Origin of the sequence: Polaribacter filamentus, from assembly GCF_002943715.1 — a bacterium.
Taxonomy (GTDB): Bacteria; Bacteroidota; Bacteroidia; order Flavobacteriales; family Flavobacteriaceae; genus Polaribacter; species Polaribacter filamentus.
In genome coordinates, this window is sequence record NZ_MQUA01000013.1 from 2,535,675 (window position 1) to 2,551,129 (window position 15,455).

12 protein-coding genes and 1 pseudogene are annotated in these 15,455 nt (G+C 31.3%); 7 read left to right on the forward strand and 6 right to left on the reverse strand.

The genetic code is table 11. The features are described from left to right. Position 1 precedes the first annotated feature (1 nt). Together BST83_RS13605 and BST83_RS13610 are read right to left on the reverse strand one after the other, a co-directional pair. The gene (locus tag BST83_RS13605) at positions 2–1,201 is read right to left on the reverse strand and encodes an NADH:ubiquinone reductase (Na(+)-transporting) subunit B (protein ID WP_104810261.1); all 1,200 of its coding nucleotides are present in this window, start codon (positions 1,199–1,201) and stop codon (positions 2–4) included. Between the two features lie 4 nt (positions 1,202–1,205). After that, entirely contained in the window at positions 1,206–2,555 is a 1,350-nt protein-coding gene (locus BST83_RS13610; RefSeq protein ID WP_104810262.1) for a Na(+)-translocating NADH-quinone reductase subunit A, read from the reverse strand. Positions 2,556–3,410: 855 nt separating this feature from the next. On the opposite strand from BST83_RS13610, the gene BST83_RS13615 reads away from it, so the two are divergent. From BST83_RS13615 to BST83_RS13625, 4 genes and pseudogenes are all read left to right on the forward strand, one after another. Beyond that, a complete protein-coding gene (locus BST83_RS13615; RefSeq protein ID WP_104810263.1) occupies positions 3,411–4,625 on the forward strand; it encodes a type IX secretion system plug protein in 1,215 nt (404 codons plus the stop codon). Between the two features lie 52 nt (positions 4,626–4,677). Next, complete coding sequence (gene apaG / locus BST83_RS13620; RefSeq protein ID WP_104810264.1) at positions 4,678–5,064, forward strand: Co2+/Mg2+ efflux facilitator ApaG/CorD; 387 nt, start codon at positions 4,678–4,680, stop codon at positions 5,062–5,064. A gap of 137 nt (positions 5,065–5,201) precedes the next feature. Beyond that, positions 5,202–5,357 (forward strand): annotated as a pseudogene (locus tag BST83_RS21505) (DUF3667 domain-containing protein); the annotation flags it as partial. A gap of 3 nt (positions 5,358–5,360) precedes the next feature. Next, positions 5,361–6,203, forward strand: coding sequence for a hypothetical protein (locus tag BST83_RS13625; RefSeq protein ID WP_240614762.1), 843 nt, complete (start codon positions 5,361–5,363; stop codon positions 6,201–6,203). On the opposite strand, the gene BST83_RS13630 is transcribed toward BST83_RS13625, so the two are convergent. Continuing rightward, on the reverse strand, positions 6,181–6,888 hold the full coding sequence (locus tag BST83_RS13630) for an NRDE family protein (protein ID WP_104810266.1): 708 nt from the start codon (positions 6,886–6,888) through the stop codon (positions 6,181–6,183). The two genes, BST83_RS13625 and BST83_RS13630, sit on opposite strands and share 23 nt — an antisense overlap. Positions 6,889–6,992: 104 nt before the next feature. Here BST83_RS13630 and pruA point away from each other — a divergent pair, with 104 nt between their 5' ends. Together pruA and BST83_RS13640 are read left to right on the forward strand one after the other, a co-directional pair. Further along, a complete protein-coding gene (gene pruA / locus BST83_RS13635; protein WP_104810267.1) occupies positions 6,993–8,618 on the forward strand; it encodes an L-glutamate gamma-semialdehyde dehydrogenase in 1,626 nt (541 codons plus the stop codon). A gap of 90 nt (positions 8,619–8,708) precedes the next feature. Continuing rightward, complete coding sequence (locus BST83_RS13640) at positions 8,709–9,098, forward strand: DUF2306 domain-containing protein (RefSeq protein ID WP_104810268.1); 390 nt, start codon at positions 8,709–8,711, stop codon at positions 9,096–9,098. A 57-nt stretch (positions 9,099–9,155) separates the two neighbouring features. Here BST83_RS13640 and BST83_RS13645 read toward each other — a convergent pair whose 3' ends face one another. After that, positions 9,156–12,470, reverse strand: a complete 3,315-nt coding sequence (locus tag BST83_RS13645; protein ID WP_104810269.1) for a reprolysin-like metallopeptidase — start codon at positions 12,468–12,470, stop codon at positions 9,156–9,158. Positions 12,471–12,539: 69 nt separating this feature from the next. Here BST83_RS13645 and lipB point away from each other — a divergent pair, with 69 nt between their 5' ends. Then, positions 12,540–13,244: a lipoyl(octanoyl) transferase LipB gene (lipB, locus tag BST83_RS13650; RefSeq protein WP_104810872.1), complete on the forward strand. Its 705-nt coding sequence runs from the start codon at positions 12,540–12,542 to the stop codon at positions 13,242–13,244. Positions 13,245–13,329: 85 nt separating this feature from the next. On the opposite strand, the gene BST83_RS13655 is transcribed toward lipB, so the two are convergent. Together BST83_RS13655 and BST83_RS13660 are read right to left on the reverse strand one after the other, a co-directional pair. Continuing rightward, complete coding sequence (locus BST83_RS13655) at positions 13,330–14,382, reverse strand: nucleoid-associated protein (protein ID WP_104810270.1); 1,053 nt, start codon at positions 14,380–14,382, stop codon at positions 13,330–13,332. 83 nt (positions 14,383–14,465) lie between these two features. Continuing rightward, the gene (locus BST83_RS13660; protein ID WP_104808150.1) at positions 14,466–15,368 is read right to left on the reverse strand and encodes an IS1595 family transposase; all 903 of its coding nucleotides are present in this window, start codon (positions 15,366–15,368) and stop codon (positions 14,466–14,468) included. Positions 15,369–15,455 lie beyond the last annotated feature (87 nt).

Consider the following 15,455-nt stretch of genomic DNA (forward strand, 5'->3'; position numbering starts at 1 on the left):
TTTAGGCTGTTTTAACTGTAATACGTTTTAATCTTTTCTTCACGTTTCCTTGCAATACATAATGATCTATAGTTGGTGCAAAAACATTCATTAATAAAATTGCTAAAAAGACGCCTTCTGGATATGCAGGATTAAATACACGAATCATAATGGATAAAAAACCAATTAAGAAACCGTAAATCCATTTTCCTTTATTTGTTTGTGATGATGTTACAGGATCTGTAGCCATATAAACTGCTCCAAAAGCCAAACCACCAATCATTAAATGCTCCCACCAAACCGTATTCATTAATCCGTAAAACTTACTAGATTCTGTAATAATATCTGCTGCTACAATTTGATTAAAAATTAAACCCATAACTGCGGCTCCGGCAAAAGTTGACAAGATAATTCTCCAACTTCCAATTTTTGTAAAAATTAAAAAAGCTGCTCCTAAAAGGATTAAGAATGTTGATGTTTCACCTACCGAACCCGGAATAAATCCCATAAATTTATCAAAAGTAGAATAAATTACTTCTTGATTTTGTGCATAACTTCCTAAAATAGTTTCCCCAGAAATAGCATCTGCTGTTCCTGCTCTTTCTACCGCATCATATACCCAAACTTTATCTCCAGACATCCACGTTGGATATGCAAAAAATAAGAATGCTCTAATTGTTAAAGCCGGGTTTAAGATGTTCATTCCTGTACCACCAAATACTTCTTTACCTATTATAACTCCAAAAATAACCGCGACTGCTAACATCCAAAGTGGCGTGTCTACAGGTACAATTAACGGTACTAACATACCGGTTACTAAATAACCTTCTTCTACTTCATGTCCTTTTATAACAGCGAAAATAAATTCAACCAAAAGACCAATACCGTAAGATACAATTACTAGTGGTAATACTTTTATAATACCTATCCAAAGATTATCAAAAGTAAAAAAGTTTGCTAATACATCCGCTCTTAAAGAACCGTCTATTGCCGCATAATGTTGATAACCAGCATTAAACATTCCAAAAATCAAACAAGGAATTAAAGCCATAATTACCGTATTCATCGTACGCTTTAAATCGTCTGCTGCTTTTATATGAGTTCCTCCATGAGTAACTTCATTTGGTAAATATAAAAAAGTATGGATTGCATTAAATGCAGGAGCCATTTTTGTTCCTTTATACTTCTCTTTTAAATTATGTAAGTTGTCTTTTAAGCCCATAATCTTATCCTAATTCTTCTCTCATTAAATCTAAACCTTCTCTTATTATTTTCTGATGAGGCTGCTTAGATACACATATAAATTCTGTTAGTGCAAAATCTTCTGGAGCTATTTCATAACCTCCTAAAGCCTCCATTTCATCTAAATCTTTATACATAAATGCTTTTAACAATTGCATTGGATAAATATCTAAAGGAAATACTTGCTCATAAGAACCTGTAACTACAAAAGCTCTATGCTCACCATTTGTATTGGTGCTTAAATCGTACTTTTTCTTTGGGTTTAACCAAGAAAAAGTTAAGGCTCTTGATATAGAAATCTTATTGAAGATTGGCTTAGTCCATCCAAACAACTCGTAGTCATTTCCTTCTGGAATTGCCGTAATTTGGTTATCATAAAATCCTAAATAACCGTCTTCTTTTACTTCTACTCCAGATAAAACATTACCACTAATAATTCTAGTATTATCGTTTTCTAAATTATTAGCAACAATATCAGCAATATTTGCTCCTGCAATAGCAGTTATGTAGTGTGGTTTTTTAAATTTAGAACCTGTTAAAGCAACAGTTCTTGTAGGATTAAACTTACCAGTTAAAAGCAACTCACCAATAATTACTAAATCTTGCGGAGTTATCACCCAAATAACTTCACCCTTGTTAATAGGATCAATTTTTGCAATTTGAGTTCCAACATTTCCTGAAGGATGAGGGCCAGAAACTCTATGAAGTTCTATACCAGTTACTTTTACGAAAGGGGAATTAGAATTGACGCCAACAGAGACATGAACTTTGCCTTCCGTAAGTTTTGAAACAGCAGTAATTGCCGCTTGTAATTCTGCTTCTTTACCCGCCAACGTATAATCTAAATCAGCAGCTAAAGGCGCACTTGCATAGGCAGATATAAAAATAGCTTTTGGTGCTTGATTCGGATTTGCAACAACATCATACGGACGCTGTTTTATAAATGGCCAACAACCTGCAGCAAATAAATAATCTTTAACCTCATCTGCGGACATTTGTGCCGCATCCTTAGTTTCAAATTGTTTATATTCTTGAATTGCATCAGCAGCAATTTTCATTGCTAATACTTTTCTTCTTGCTCCACGAATTACTTCTACAACTTCACCAGAAACCGGACTAGAAAATAAAATGCGCTCATCACTTTTTGAATAAAAAAGTGCTTCACCAGCTTTTACTTTCACGCCTTCTTTGGCAATAAGTTTAGGTGTAATTCCATGAAAATCTCCTGGTTTAATTGCGTAAACACCACTCAAAGAAACGCTTGTAGTGTTTTTTTCTGCAATACCAACAAGCTTAATATCTAAGCCTTTTTTAATACGAATGTCTTTTGACATAGTAAATTCGGAATTTTAGTTATCTAAAAAAATCATGCAAATTTAATGTTTTTGGCTAGTATTGATGACATGTTTTGAATTATATATTAAGTTAAAAATCTTATTTATAATTACTCTAAATAGAAGAATACTGAATAAAAAGTTTTAGTTCTAGGATATAAAAAAAAAGTACCTTAAAAAGATATGAGGTTTAGGAAACTTAATTCCGTAATTCTCACTTTTCACAGCAATTAATCCTTAAAAAGTTCGGTTAGTTTTTTTTGACTTTACCTGCTAAAGTACTGACAAATTTTGTTTTAAGTTAAAGAACTTTACCAAAATTTATGTTATACTTGACAATTAATATTTCACAAAATAATATTTTCTTTTCTTTAATAAAAATAAAGAAAACACCTTTAAATTCCCCATTTATTTTTATTATCTTCTTTAATAAAAATTTTTACCCTATTTTATTTTGAGAATATAAAGACCTGCTTTTAAATTTTTAGTATTTATTTTTCTTGAAGCTTCTAATCCTGAATATATTAAGATAAGCTTTCTCAAATTTTTCTTTTGACAGCAATTCTAAACCAATTCTATAGTTCGATTTTATAACATCAATATTTGTTGATTTTACAGATTCAGTTTCTTTTTGAGCACAAGAGAATTGTATTAAAAAAATACAGAATACATAAACTAGCAGTTTCTTTATTTCAATCTTCAAAAGAATATTATTTGGCTTAATTTAAACTAGCGAAAGATCCAAATTATGATCAACCTTTTAAAACTTACTTTAAATGAGAAATTAAGGAACAGTGTTTGCATTCGTTTTAAGAGTTCAAAATTCAGTACTTTTACAAAGCACAAAATAATAAGATGTCAAAAAAAATAATATTTGTTTTCATATTTTTTACCACTAGTTTTTTTGCTCAAAACATAAAATCTATACAATTAAGAACTTTGCAGGAAAATAATTATTCTTCAATTGTGCCTTTAGGAAGTGTTTTAGAGCTCTCTTTTGATGATTTAGATGCAGACGGTAAAGATTACAAGTATAGAATTGAGCACATGACATATGATTGGCAAAAAAGCAGACTACTTTCTAGTCAGTTTATCGATGGTTTTGATGAAAACTCAATTTTAAGTGTGACCAATTCTTTTAATACGTTTCAGAATTATACGCATTATGCTGTTAAAATTCCTAATGTAAACTCCGTGATTACCAAAAGCGGAAATTATTTAATATCGGTTATCAATGATTACGATGAAGTTGTTTTTTTTAGAAAACTTGTATTGTATGAAAACGAAACGAAAGTTGCCGTTAATGTTTCTAGAAGTAGAAATACAAAAACCATAAATACGCAACAAACTGTTGAGTTTACTGTAAACCATCCTAATTTACGAATTAATAATCCATCACAAGAAATAAATGTTGTTATCTTAAAAAATGAAAATTGGAACGAAAAAATAACCGATTTACAACCTACATTTTTCAAACAAAATCAACTGCAGTATACCTATGCGAATAAAACTAATTTTTGGGGAGGAAATGAATATTTAAATTTTGATAGTAAATTTATCAGAAATAAAAGTTTAAATGTTGTAAAAATAGAAATGAGAGATATTTTTCATCATTACTTATATCCTTTTACTTATGACGAAAATGGAAGATACAGATACAATCCTGATATTAATGGGCAGTTTATAATTAGAACTTTAGAGGCATCAAACCCAAACACAGAGGCAGACTACGCAATGATGCACTTTACTTTATTTGCTGATGAGCCTTTTGCTGAAAAAGAAGTTTACGTTTACGGAGCCTATAATAATTTTGAAATTAAGGAAGAAAATAAACTCTTTTATAATTTTGAAGATAAAAGTTATCAAGGAGCATTTTTACTAAAACAAGGTTTTTATAATTACACTTTTGCTACTGTTGATAAAAATGGAATTGTAGACACAAATGAAATTAATGGCACTTATTTTCAAACTGAAAACGAATATACAGTCTTGGTTTATTACAAACCTTTTGGCGGTTTGTATGACAGAGTTGTTGGCGTTGGTACTGGTTATTATAATCAAAGTCGATAATTAAAAAGTTTTAATTTGAACTTTTATTTAAAAAAAAACTATATTTACTACTATGATTGAGCAAATTACTAAAGGAATTAAAATTTCTGTAAAAACGAAATATAATGGCACGAGCTATCGAAATAATAAGCTCTACTATATTTTTGCTTATTTTATAACTATCGAAAATAAATCTTCTGAAACTGTGCAATTAACTGATCGTTTTTGGAAAATTTACGATTCCCTAAACAACATTGAAGTTGTAGAAGGAGAAGGCGTCGTTGGGCAAAAACCTGTTTTAAAACCTAACGGCAATTACACCTACAGTTCTGGCTGTTTTTTAGAATCCTCAATTGGCGCAATGAAAGGTTTTTATACCATGATAAATTGTAGAACTTTAGAACAATTTAAGGTAATTATACCCACTTTTCAACTAACAACTCACATATTATCAAACTAAGAAAAACAAAAAATAAAGTAGTAATTGTTAAAGATGCAGAATGTTTAAATTGCGGGCATCCTTTTAACGGACAAGAAAAATTTTGCCCAGATTGCGGACAAGCAAACAAAGGTAATAAAATTACTTTTAAGAGTTTTATTCATGAAGTTTTTAATGGTGTTTTTAATTTTGATGCTAAGTTTTGGACTACTATTATTCCGCTTTTAATAAATCCTGGTAAAGTTTCTAGAGATTATGTTGATGGCAAAAGACAACGGTACACAAATCCATTTCGTTTCTATTTAACAGTTTCCATTGTGTTTTTTTTATTGATTGGTTTGCATAACACCAAAGAAAAATACGAATCTTTAGCGCAAGAAAGTACGGACGAAATTATTGATATCATAGAGGACGAAACCTCAAAAACAAAAGAAGATAGCACAGATGAAAAGATAGATTCGATTAAAAAGGAATTAGATTATGAAATGAAAAAATCATTTATTCCAGTTCCAGAAGAAGCAAGAAAAAAAATTTTAGCGGAAGTAGAAAAAAATGCAAGAGATACCACAAAATTTAAAACTAATAGTGGTTTTATAAATTATGCCTTTGGCAAAGGTGAATCTAAAATAGAGATATTTGCAGCTTTTGCAAAAAAACATCCTAATTCTAAAATTGACGTAGCTTTAGATTCTTTAGGATATAATAAAAACTTCACTAACAGATTTTTATATACTAAAGCAGTAAACTTGTATTCGTTTTCAGAAAGTGAAGAAAGTAGAGCGCAGTTTGTAAATCAGCTTTTATCTTCCGGCTCTATCACTTTATTTATTTTACTACCTATTTTTACTTTATTTCTTAAACTTTTTTACATTAGAAAAGAATACACCTATGTAGCTCATTTAATTTTTGTTTTTCATATACAAACAGTATTTTTTATGCTGTTTTCAATCTTTTATATATTAAAAATAGTTGGTGCAAATCCGCAACCTTGGGTTTTTACAATCCTATTTTTAGTGTATTTATTTATTGCCTTAAAGCAGTTTTATCAACAGGGATATTTTAAAACTACAGTAAAGTTTTTACTACTAAATTTAAGCTACTCGATTGTTTCAAGTATCGGAATTGTCTTTGTTTTACTTATTTCGTTTGCACTATTTTAACAACATCCTTTAAATAATCAAAATATGTAATGACTATTTTTTCATTTTCTTTTTTGATGGATGTGGTACTCACGGTTTCTGTAAAAGCACGTTTCATTTTTGGCGAAATTTCTGCATTCCCTAAATTTTCATTTTGATGAAATTGGATGATTTTGTTTTGCTTAAAATCTTCATTTTTTTTTAACCAATTTGCAAACCAACCATTCCTGAATTCCTTCATATCATCAGAATATAAAGTGGATGAAGACCAAATTTTAGCTTCTTGAGCAAGTTTTGTAAAGTGTTTTTGTGCTCCATCCCAAACCAATTCATACGTTTCTAATTTACCCTGATAATCAACCAAAATTAGCGTAAAAGGTTCTATTTCTATAAAATCAAACTCATTAATGTACCCAACAGCATCCTCCGTAGAAAGTATATTTTTTACAATAACACCTCTACTCATTTTATAATACTTATTTCTTGAATGATTTGTAAACGCCCCATTTAATAGGCAAACTAATCTGTTTTTATTGCTTGTTCCAATCCATGTTCCGCCGGCTAATTCATCTTTTGGATAGGTTAATTCTATCCCATTTTCCAGATATGTTTTTGGAGAAGTTGCTCTTCTTAACGGAGTTTCATCTCTATTAGATGTTAAAATAAAATTATTATCCTTTAAAGGAAGATAGGTTACGGTACACATTTATAACTTCTAAATTTAGGTTTTCAAAATCATAAAAAACGGCTGAAAAATTTGTAACTTTACGCCTTTCAAAATTAGTATATTCAAATTTAAAAACACACAAAATGGCAAGAGGATTTTTTAATGTTCCAACAGCAATTAATGAACCTGTTAAAACTTATGCACCTGGTTCTCCAGAAAAAGCAGAATTATTAGCAATGTACAAAACCATGTTTAACAGCAATATTGATGTGCCCATGCATATTAATGGTAAAGAGGTTAGAACAGGGAAAACTAAAAATATTACACCTCCTCATGACCATAAACATGTTGTTGGGCAATATCATACAGCAGAAAAAAAACATATAGATGAAGCAATTTCTACCGCGCTTGCTGCAAGAGCAGCTTGGTCTAGTGTGTCTTGGGAAGAAAGAGCAACCATTTTTTTAAAGGCGGCTGAATTATTAGCAGGACCTTACAGGGCAAAAATGAATGCTGCAACGATGATTGGACAATCTAAAAATGTACACCAGGCTGAAATTGATGCGGCTTGTGAAACGATTGACTTTTTACGTTTCAATGTACAATACATGATTGATATTTTTAAAGATCAACCAGCATCTTCTCCAGGAATTTGGAACAGAGTTGAGTATAGACCTTTAGAAGGATTTGTTTATGCAATATCTCCTTTTAACTTTACAGCTATTGCTGCAAACTTACCTTCTTCTGCGGCTTTAATGGGGAATGTTGTGGTTTGGAAACCTTCGGACCATCAAGTATATTCTGCACAAGTTATTGTAGATTTATTTAAAGAAGCTGGTTTACCAGATGGTGTAATTAATGTAGTTTTCGGAGATCCTGTTATGATTTCTGATACTGTTTTAGCTTCTAGAGATTTTTCTGGATTGCACTTTACAGGTTCTACCGAAGTTTTCAAAAATTTATGGAAACAAATAGGAAATAACATTCACAATTATAAAACATATCCAAAAATTGTTGGAGAAACGGGTGGAAAAGATTTTATCTGGGTACACAACTCTTCAAACCCATTGCAAGTTGCAACTGCAATTGTAAGAGGATCTTTTGAGTATCAAGGTCAAAAATGTTCTGCTGCCTCAAGAGCTTATGTTCCTGCATCCTTATGGGAAGAAGTGAAAAAACACGTTATAGCGCAAACGAATGAAATTAAAATGGGCTCTCCTGAAGATACCGATAATTTTGTAAATGCTGTTATACACGAAGGTTCTTTTGATAAAATCGCTAGCTTTATTGATGCTGCAAAAGCAGGTAAAGATGCGGAAATTATTGTTGGTGGAAACCATGATAAATCAGTGGGTTATTTTATTGAACCAACTGTAATCTTAGCAAAATCGCCAACATATACAACCATGACAACTGAGTTATTTGGCCCAGTGATGACCGTTTTTATATACGAAGACGAAGCATGGGAAGCTTCCTTAAAATTAGTGGATGAATCTACTGAATATGCATTAACAGGAGCTATTTTTTCTAATGATAGATACATTGTTGAAAAAGCGTCTAAAGCATTAGAAAATGCTGCCGGAAACTTTTATATTAACGACAAGCCAACAGGCGCAGTTGTTGGTCAGCAGCCATTTGGAGGCGCAAGAGCTTCCGGAACAAATGACAAAGCTGGTTCTGCTCAGAATTTATTGAGATGGACATCTGCTAGATTGATAAAAGAAACATTTGTAACACCTACAGATTATAAATATCCTTTTTTAGGATAAATCTTAAATTATTATTTTAGAAAAAAACCGCATCAAATTTGATACGGTTTTTTTTATTTCCTTACTTTAGATACATACTTTTCAAAAAAAATGGACTATAAATATTTAATGTATGCGCATTTAATAACCGTAGTTCCTTGTTTTTTTATGGGCGCGTATCTTCTATCAGTAAAAAAAGGCACTAGGTTTCATAAATCACTAGGAAAAATCTACATGTCTTTAATGATGATTACTGCAATAATAACGTTGTTTATGCCTGCGGATGTTGGTCCGCAATTTTTTAATCATTTTGGATATATTCATCTTTTTAGTTTTCTAACCCTGTACAGCGTTCCAACTGCAATTATTGCGATAAGAAAAGGTCAAGTAAAAAAGCATAAACTAAAAATGATTTTTTTGTATGTTGGAGCAATCATTATTGCTGGCGGATTTACGTTTACGCCAGGAAGGTACTTACATACTTTCTTTTTTGGAAATTAGAAACAAAAAAACCATGTTATTAAAATAATATGGCTCTTTTTATTTGTAAAAAACCACCTATTTAATCACTAGTTTTCTAGTAGTTTGTTTAGTTCCGTTACTGACGGTTAATAGATATAAACCAGAAGAAGCTTTGTCAAAAACAACTTTTCTTGTAAAGTAAGAACTTGTATTCTCATAGTTTTTTTCTTCTACCAATCTTCCTCTAACATCGAATAATTGTAGTTTTACGTTTTCTGCATTTTCCATGTTAAAGTTTAAAGTAAATGCTCCATTTGAAGGATTTGGAAATAAGTTAAAATTAGAAAACGAAGCATCATCAATTGATGCCGTATTGTCTACTATTACTGTATAATCTTCAGTTTCTCCCCACTCTGTTAAATGATCAGTATCACAAGCACCTAAACCATAATCATCATCTGGATCATCATATTCTATAAGAACTCTCATTGTTGTTTTCCCAAATTGAGCATCAACAGGCACTGTTATATTAAAAGTAGCTGTACCAACATCATCTGTAATTGAGCCTAAATCATATCTTTCTGTAACTGAATCAAAAACAAAATCTTTGTTCCAGTCTATAAAGACAAAACAATGATCTTGATAACCACCAGTATCAAAAGTTACACTAATTTGCTCTGTTTGTCCTCTTAAAACATTTGCATTTATTGCCGTAAAATCTTGATAACCGTCTGTTGTATCATTATTAGAGTCATTATTTACGCCTCCAAAAGTAACATTTGTAATATGTTCTGTACCTCCAGCTTCGTCTGTAAAAGCAGATGTACAATAAGAGGGGCTTTCTGTTGTAAAACTAAATACAGTTGAAAAACTTCCTTCTCCACAATCGTTTTTAGGCTTTACTCTCCAAAAATATTGAGTTTCTCCACTTAAATTAGTTACTTTAAAAGAATTTTCTGCAACAGTTGCACTTGAAACAATGTTAGAAAAATTAGAATCTGAAGCTATTTCTACATCATAAAAAGATGCATTTATGTCTTGAACCCAAGTAAGCGTTTCATTGATAGAAGTAGCTTTTGCTCCATTTGTTGGCGATGTTAACCCTAAAGTATTAAAAACTGAGCCTCTCAATTTTAAAACCAAGTTTATACTTTGAGTAACTGTTGCTGATGTACCAATAACATTTATATCATAATTTTTTGTTTCTTTACCTTCTAAATTAGAAATTGTAAAAGTTACCGTTCCGTCCGCATTTATAGTTTCAGAGCTAAATGCTATTGAAGAACCCGTTGGCTGTCCAGTTGCACTTAAAGTAGCCGTTTCTGTAAAACCATTTATAAAATCGAAATCTAAAATATAACTGACACTTTGACCGTCTGTATTACAAACAGGTTTTTCACCCGTTTTATCAGAAATTAAAAAAGTTGGGGTAGTTGAAACTATCGTAAACTTTGATGCATTTACATTATAAAAAATATTATCCGCTGCTTCTACCATAATTCTGGCATTAGTTGTCGCATTATCTGGCACAATAATATTTTCTGTACCATCATTTGGAGTGTTGGTTTTTACTATAATAGGAAACGTAATTCCGCCATCAATAGATAATTTAATATTTACATTTTCACATTCAATAGGTGCAATATCTGTAGTTCCTTTATTCCAATTTACTGCTATTGTTTGTCCTGAATTTAAAGTTTCGATTGTGTTTTGAGAAGTTACTGTAAAAGCTGCGGCATCTGTAATGGTAACTTTAAGGTCATCTCTAGCCGAACCGCCTCCTCCAGCATTATTATCTCTTACAAAAAATGAAAAATTTAATTCTCTAGCTACCGAAGGAACAACTTCCCAAGTTGAAGAAGTATTTCCTGCTACAACAGTGGCTAACGCTGGCATATATCTTTCGGATGTTGTTTTTGATGATAAAGATCTAAACATTGGCCCAACCACATTTGAGCTTACTGGCGGCATCGTTGCTATTTCTTTGTCTAATTGCTCCCAATTATAGGTTAAACTCGGTAAACCGTCTTCATCTGTGGCAGTCCCTTTTAGCTTGAAAGGAGTAGATTTTGGTATGCTATAATCTAAACCAGCCTTTGCCACCGGTGCTTTATTATTTGTATTTGTAACTAAACCACACGTTGCAGAAGATTGAATAACATTCCACATTTGAGCAATACTCACTGCATGAAAATAAGCATCACTATTCCCGTTTGCATTTCCAGCTTGCACATTTGGTGAACAAATACCGGCGTAACTCATTATGGTTGATCCACTTCCTGGCTCTACTGCAGAGGAATTAGTTCTATTGCCTGAACATGAATTATTAAAAGTATGAGTGGCACCAAATTGATGTCCTAATTCATGTACAACAAAATCAATATCATATGGATCTCCAACTGGCTGAGATCTCCCTGTAACACCTCTAGCTTTTTGACCAGGACTACAAACAACGCCTAAACGTGCTAATCCATCGCCCCCAATACTAAAAACATGACCAACATCATAATTGGCATTTCCAACAACATTATCACATATGGTTTGCACTTCATTAATCATTGTACTTGGCGAACCATCTGTAATGCCATCTGTATCTGCATCTAAAAAAATAAGTTTATCATTATCAGCAACTAAAATAAGTTTTACTGATAAATCTTTTTCAAAAATTCCATTTATTCTTGTGATGGAGGTATTCATGGCTGATAAAACCGCAGCTTTTTTTACTTGATCCGTTGCTGTATCTGGTATGTTTTGTTGACTAGTTCCTAAATGAAACTGTGCATATTCGGCGCTACACGCTAAAGCCAATCTATAAGTTCTTAACTTGCCATCATTCGCATTTTTCTCAAAATCTTTTATCGCAAACTCTTGTTTAACAGTTTCCTCCATTTGACATTTAAAATCAGCACCTGCTTTCCTTAAACTACTTCTTTGATAAATGATATAGTCTTTTTTGTCTTTAGAATATGGATCTATATATGTAGTTTCTTGCTTTCCAGAAAAAATTACTGCGTGAAAACCATCCGTTCCAATACTTATTTTTGCCACAGCGGTAGGGTCATCTATTCCTTGGGCAGAATACGATTTTATATTTGGAAATTTAGCCTGTAACTTCGCTTCAAAATTTGAGGTTTCTTTTACAGAAAAGGTAGAGAATGTCCCATCTGAATTTGGCAACGTCATAATTTCCTTTAGATTAAAAGTGCTACTTTTTAAATTCGCTGAAAAAGCATTTAAATTTAGTGATACAATTTCATAACTTGAAGGAAAATTTTTCTTCTGATAAATTTCCTTCTTTTGAACTACATAAGTTGATTTCTGAACTTTTGTCCAAATTTTTTGAGAATAAAGAGCATCAACATTTAAAAATATAAGGGTTACTAAAAATAGAAGAGGAAATTTACATCTCATAAAATATATTTAAAACACGATTGAATGGTTTCAAATATAACGAATTATTTACCTTTGTCTTTTGAAATTATGAATAGAAAAATATTACTTTCCGACCTAGCAAGCAAAGACTATAAAGAAACTTGGGATTACCAATCTCAATTATTACAAAAAATTGTTGATGTTAAGATTCAAAACAGGAGAAATGATCTGCAAGAAACAACCAAGAATCACTTTTTATTTGTTGAACATCCGCACGTATACACATTAGGAAAAAGCGGAGATCTAAGTAATTTATTGCTAAACGAAAATCAGCTTAAAGAAAAAAATGCTACATTTTATAAGATAAACAGAGGTGGTGATATTACATATCATGGACCTGGGCAAATTGTTGGCTATCCTATTTTAGACCTAGAAAATTTCTTTACCGATATTCATAAATACTTAAGATTATTAGAAGAAATGATTATTTTAACGATTGCAGAATATGGTTTAAAAGGAATTAGAAGTGCCGGCGAAACTGGTGTCTGGCTGGATGTTGGAACGCCTTTTGCTCGTAAAATTTGCGCCATGGGTATTCGTTCTTCACGCTGGGTAACCATGCATGGTTTTGCTTTAAACGCAAATGTAAATCTTGGTTATTTTGATCATATCATTCCGTGTGGAATTCGCGGAAAAGCAGTGACTTCTATGGAAGTTGAATTAGGCAAAAAAGTAGATACCGAAGAAGTAAAACAAAAAATCTTAAAGCATTTTAAAACACTCTTCGAAGTTGAAGAGTTTATCGTTTCTTAATTTTTTTATTATTAAGGAAGAAAAGACGAAGCGATCTACTTTTTTTATAAACAGATTACTTCGTTCCTCGCAATGACGTTTGAAATCATTTCTCTTCGTTAAAATATACTTTGTAAAATTTCATTTTTCTCTCTTCATCATACCCTCTTTCTAAATATTCTGACGCTGCATCTGGCGCATCAACATCTAGTTTTATAATGATATTTGTATCTAACTTAATTTCCGTTTTTAATTTGTTTTTTGCTTTCTTTAAGACTACCCCAGAAACATCAAAGTTATTTCTGATTAACACATCATTTAACGTTTCATAATGTTTTTTGTAATCTTCAAACAACTCTTTATGTTTTTCATCTTCAAAAACTTTGTCTTTGAACTCATGGTAATCTACCGCTTCATGCTCTTTAAAATAATCTACCGTATTTGCTAAAAAATTACCTTGTTTGTGTTTACCAAGTTCTGGTTTTATAACTTCTTCAGAGAACTCTTTACACAGCTCTAAATAGTTTTGTGTATGCGCATTATAATCATCCGCTAATTTTACAGACAAGAAATTTTTAATCCAATATTGCGCATCATAATTGTTGTTATCCACAGAAAAAACAACAGTTCCTTCAGTATCAGAAGTGTTTAGAATTAAACAACCTTTGTCTATTTTTTTAGTAGAAATTCCTTTTTGAACAACCACATCAAAACTTTCATTATCATCTAAATATGTTTGAAAAAAATCAACTTTATTTTCAATTTTAAAAACACCAATTGCTTCTGTTAAAACATCTTTATATTCAATGCCTTCAATAAAAACGACAATAACATCGCCCGTTTTTATTTGTGAAGAATTAGATTGTTCGTACAAATGGTTTACCATATTTTTAGAATATTCTACAAACGAACTTTCTTCTTTAAAAACTTCCGAAGCATAATTATTCAATTCATTTAAACGCACATCTGCATGATGAGAAAAACGATAACTTTGCGTTAAACTCCCAAAAGGTTTTAACAAGAAATTTTTCATTAAATCGTAACTTTCTTGATCGAAACGTATTAAATCTTCGGAAAACACGTTGTGTCCGCTATTAAATTTATTCGCTACTTTATGAAGAATGCATTTGGTAATTTCTGCCCTCGTTTTTTTAATCATTATCTAAAATTTTGGACGGTAAAAATAGAAAAAGTTTGTGTAGGATTTTTATATAAATGAGGATTCTATAAAAATAAATTGAGTTATACGCTTAGCGTCTGTTTTATTTGATTTTGATATATTGGTTTACTTTCTACCATTCTATTAATCGTTTTATGAAATATGCTGGTTTTAAATTGAGAGCGATTAATTCTAAAACAAAACTCATCAAAGTATGCTTGAATATGCCATTTACTTACATGAGTTGGTATTGCTCTCAACCATGACTTAACTTGCATAATCACAATGTGTAATTGTTTGAAATTAGCACCATTATTACTATATATTTGGTCAATGTCATACATCTGTTTTAAAGGTTGGTAACCTCTCCATTTATCAGTTACTATTTTAGCAGATGTGCTTATATGCTCTTCAAATATCGGGGTTAATGATTTTGCAGAATAGTCTTTGATGGATCTGATATAAACTCTTTTAACTTTATTGCCATCTGTTAATTCTACTGCGATAACAGCCTTTTTCTTTTTCGTATCATAACTTCTTCCTTGTTTGCCTTCTTCTTTCCCTCCAACAGTAAATTCATCAACATGGATTAATTTCTCTAAAGGATATTTTTGACTGCTTTTCATTGCTTTACGCACTTTTTGCATGAAATACCACGCTGTTCCTTGGCGAATGCTAAAACGTTTTCCCATTTGAATACTTGAAATACTTTTACTACTTGTACTCATTTCAAAAACCACACAAAAGGCTTTTTGCAATCCAAATTTAACTTTATGAAATAAGGTGTTTGCAGTGGCGCTTTCTACGTGTTGACAGTTATAACAATGGTATCTATAATCTACTTTTTCACAGCCTTTGGTATGACCACATTTCATACAAGTAAATCCATCTTGCCATTTTATTTTGGCTAAATATGCTTTACACGCAGCATCATTTGGTAATTCTTTTATAAAGTTTAGTATATCTTGACCTTCAAATTGTTCCATATCTCTTGTTTTAAAGGTTATAATATATGGAAATTAAATGACTAACTCAAAAAATAAATTTAGATACAGCTTTCACAGATTTATACT

What these genes read in the sequence shown, in the direction of transcription:
- BST83_RS13615 (WP_104810263.1), top strand. Translation starts at nt 3,411, where the DNA reads ATGTCAAAAAAAATAATATTTGTTTTCATATTTTTTACCACTAGTTTT.
- apaG (WP_104810264.1), top strand. Translation starts at nt 4,678, where the DNA reads ATGATTGAGCAAATTACTAAAGGAATTAAAATTTCTGTAAAAACGAAA.
- BST83_RS13660 (WP_104808150.1), bottom strand. Translation starts at nt 15,368, where the DNA reads ATGGAACAATTTGAAGGTCAAGATATACTAAACTTTATAAAAGAATTA.
- BST83_RS13605 (WP_104810261.1), bottom strand. Translation starts at nt 1,201, where the DNA reads ATGGGCTTAAAAGACAACTTACATAATTTAAAAGAGAAGTATAAAGGA.
- BST83_RS13655 (WP_104810270.1), bottom strand. Translation starts at nt 14,382, where the DNA reads ATGATTAAAAAAACGAGGGCAGAAATTACCAAATGCATTCTTCATAAA.
- lipB (WP_104810872.1), top strand. Translation starts at nt 12,540, where the DNA reads ATGAATAGAAAAATATTACTTTCCGACCTAGCAAGCAAAGACTATAAA.
- BST83_RS13610 (WP_104810262.1), bottom strand. Translation starts at nt 2,555, where the DNA reads ATGTCAAAAGACATTCGTATTAAAAAAGGCTTAGATATTAAGCTTGTT.
- BST83_RS13640 (WP_104810268.1), top strand. Translation starts at nt 8,709, where the DNA reads ATGGACTATAAATATTTAATGTATGCGCATTTAATAACCGTAGTTCCT.
- pruA (WP_104810267.1), top strand. Translation starts at nt 6,993, where the DNA reads ATGGCAAGAGGATTTTTTAATGTTCCAACAGCAATTAATGAACCTGTT.
- BST83_RS13630 (WP_104810266.1), bottom strand. Translation starts at nt 6,888, where the DNA reads ATGTGTACCGTAACCTATCTTCCTTTAAAGGATAATAATTTTATTTTA.
- BST83_RS13645 (WP_104810269.1), bottom strand. Translation starts at nt 12,470, where the DNA reads ATGAGATGTAAATTTCCTCTTCTATTTTTAGTAACCCTTATATTTTTA.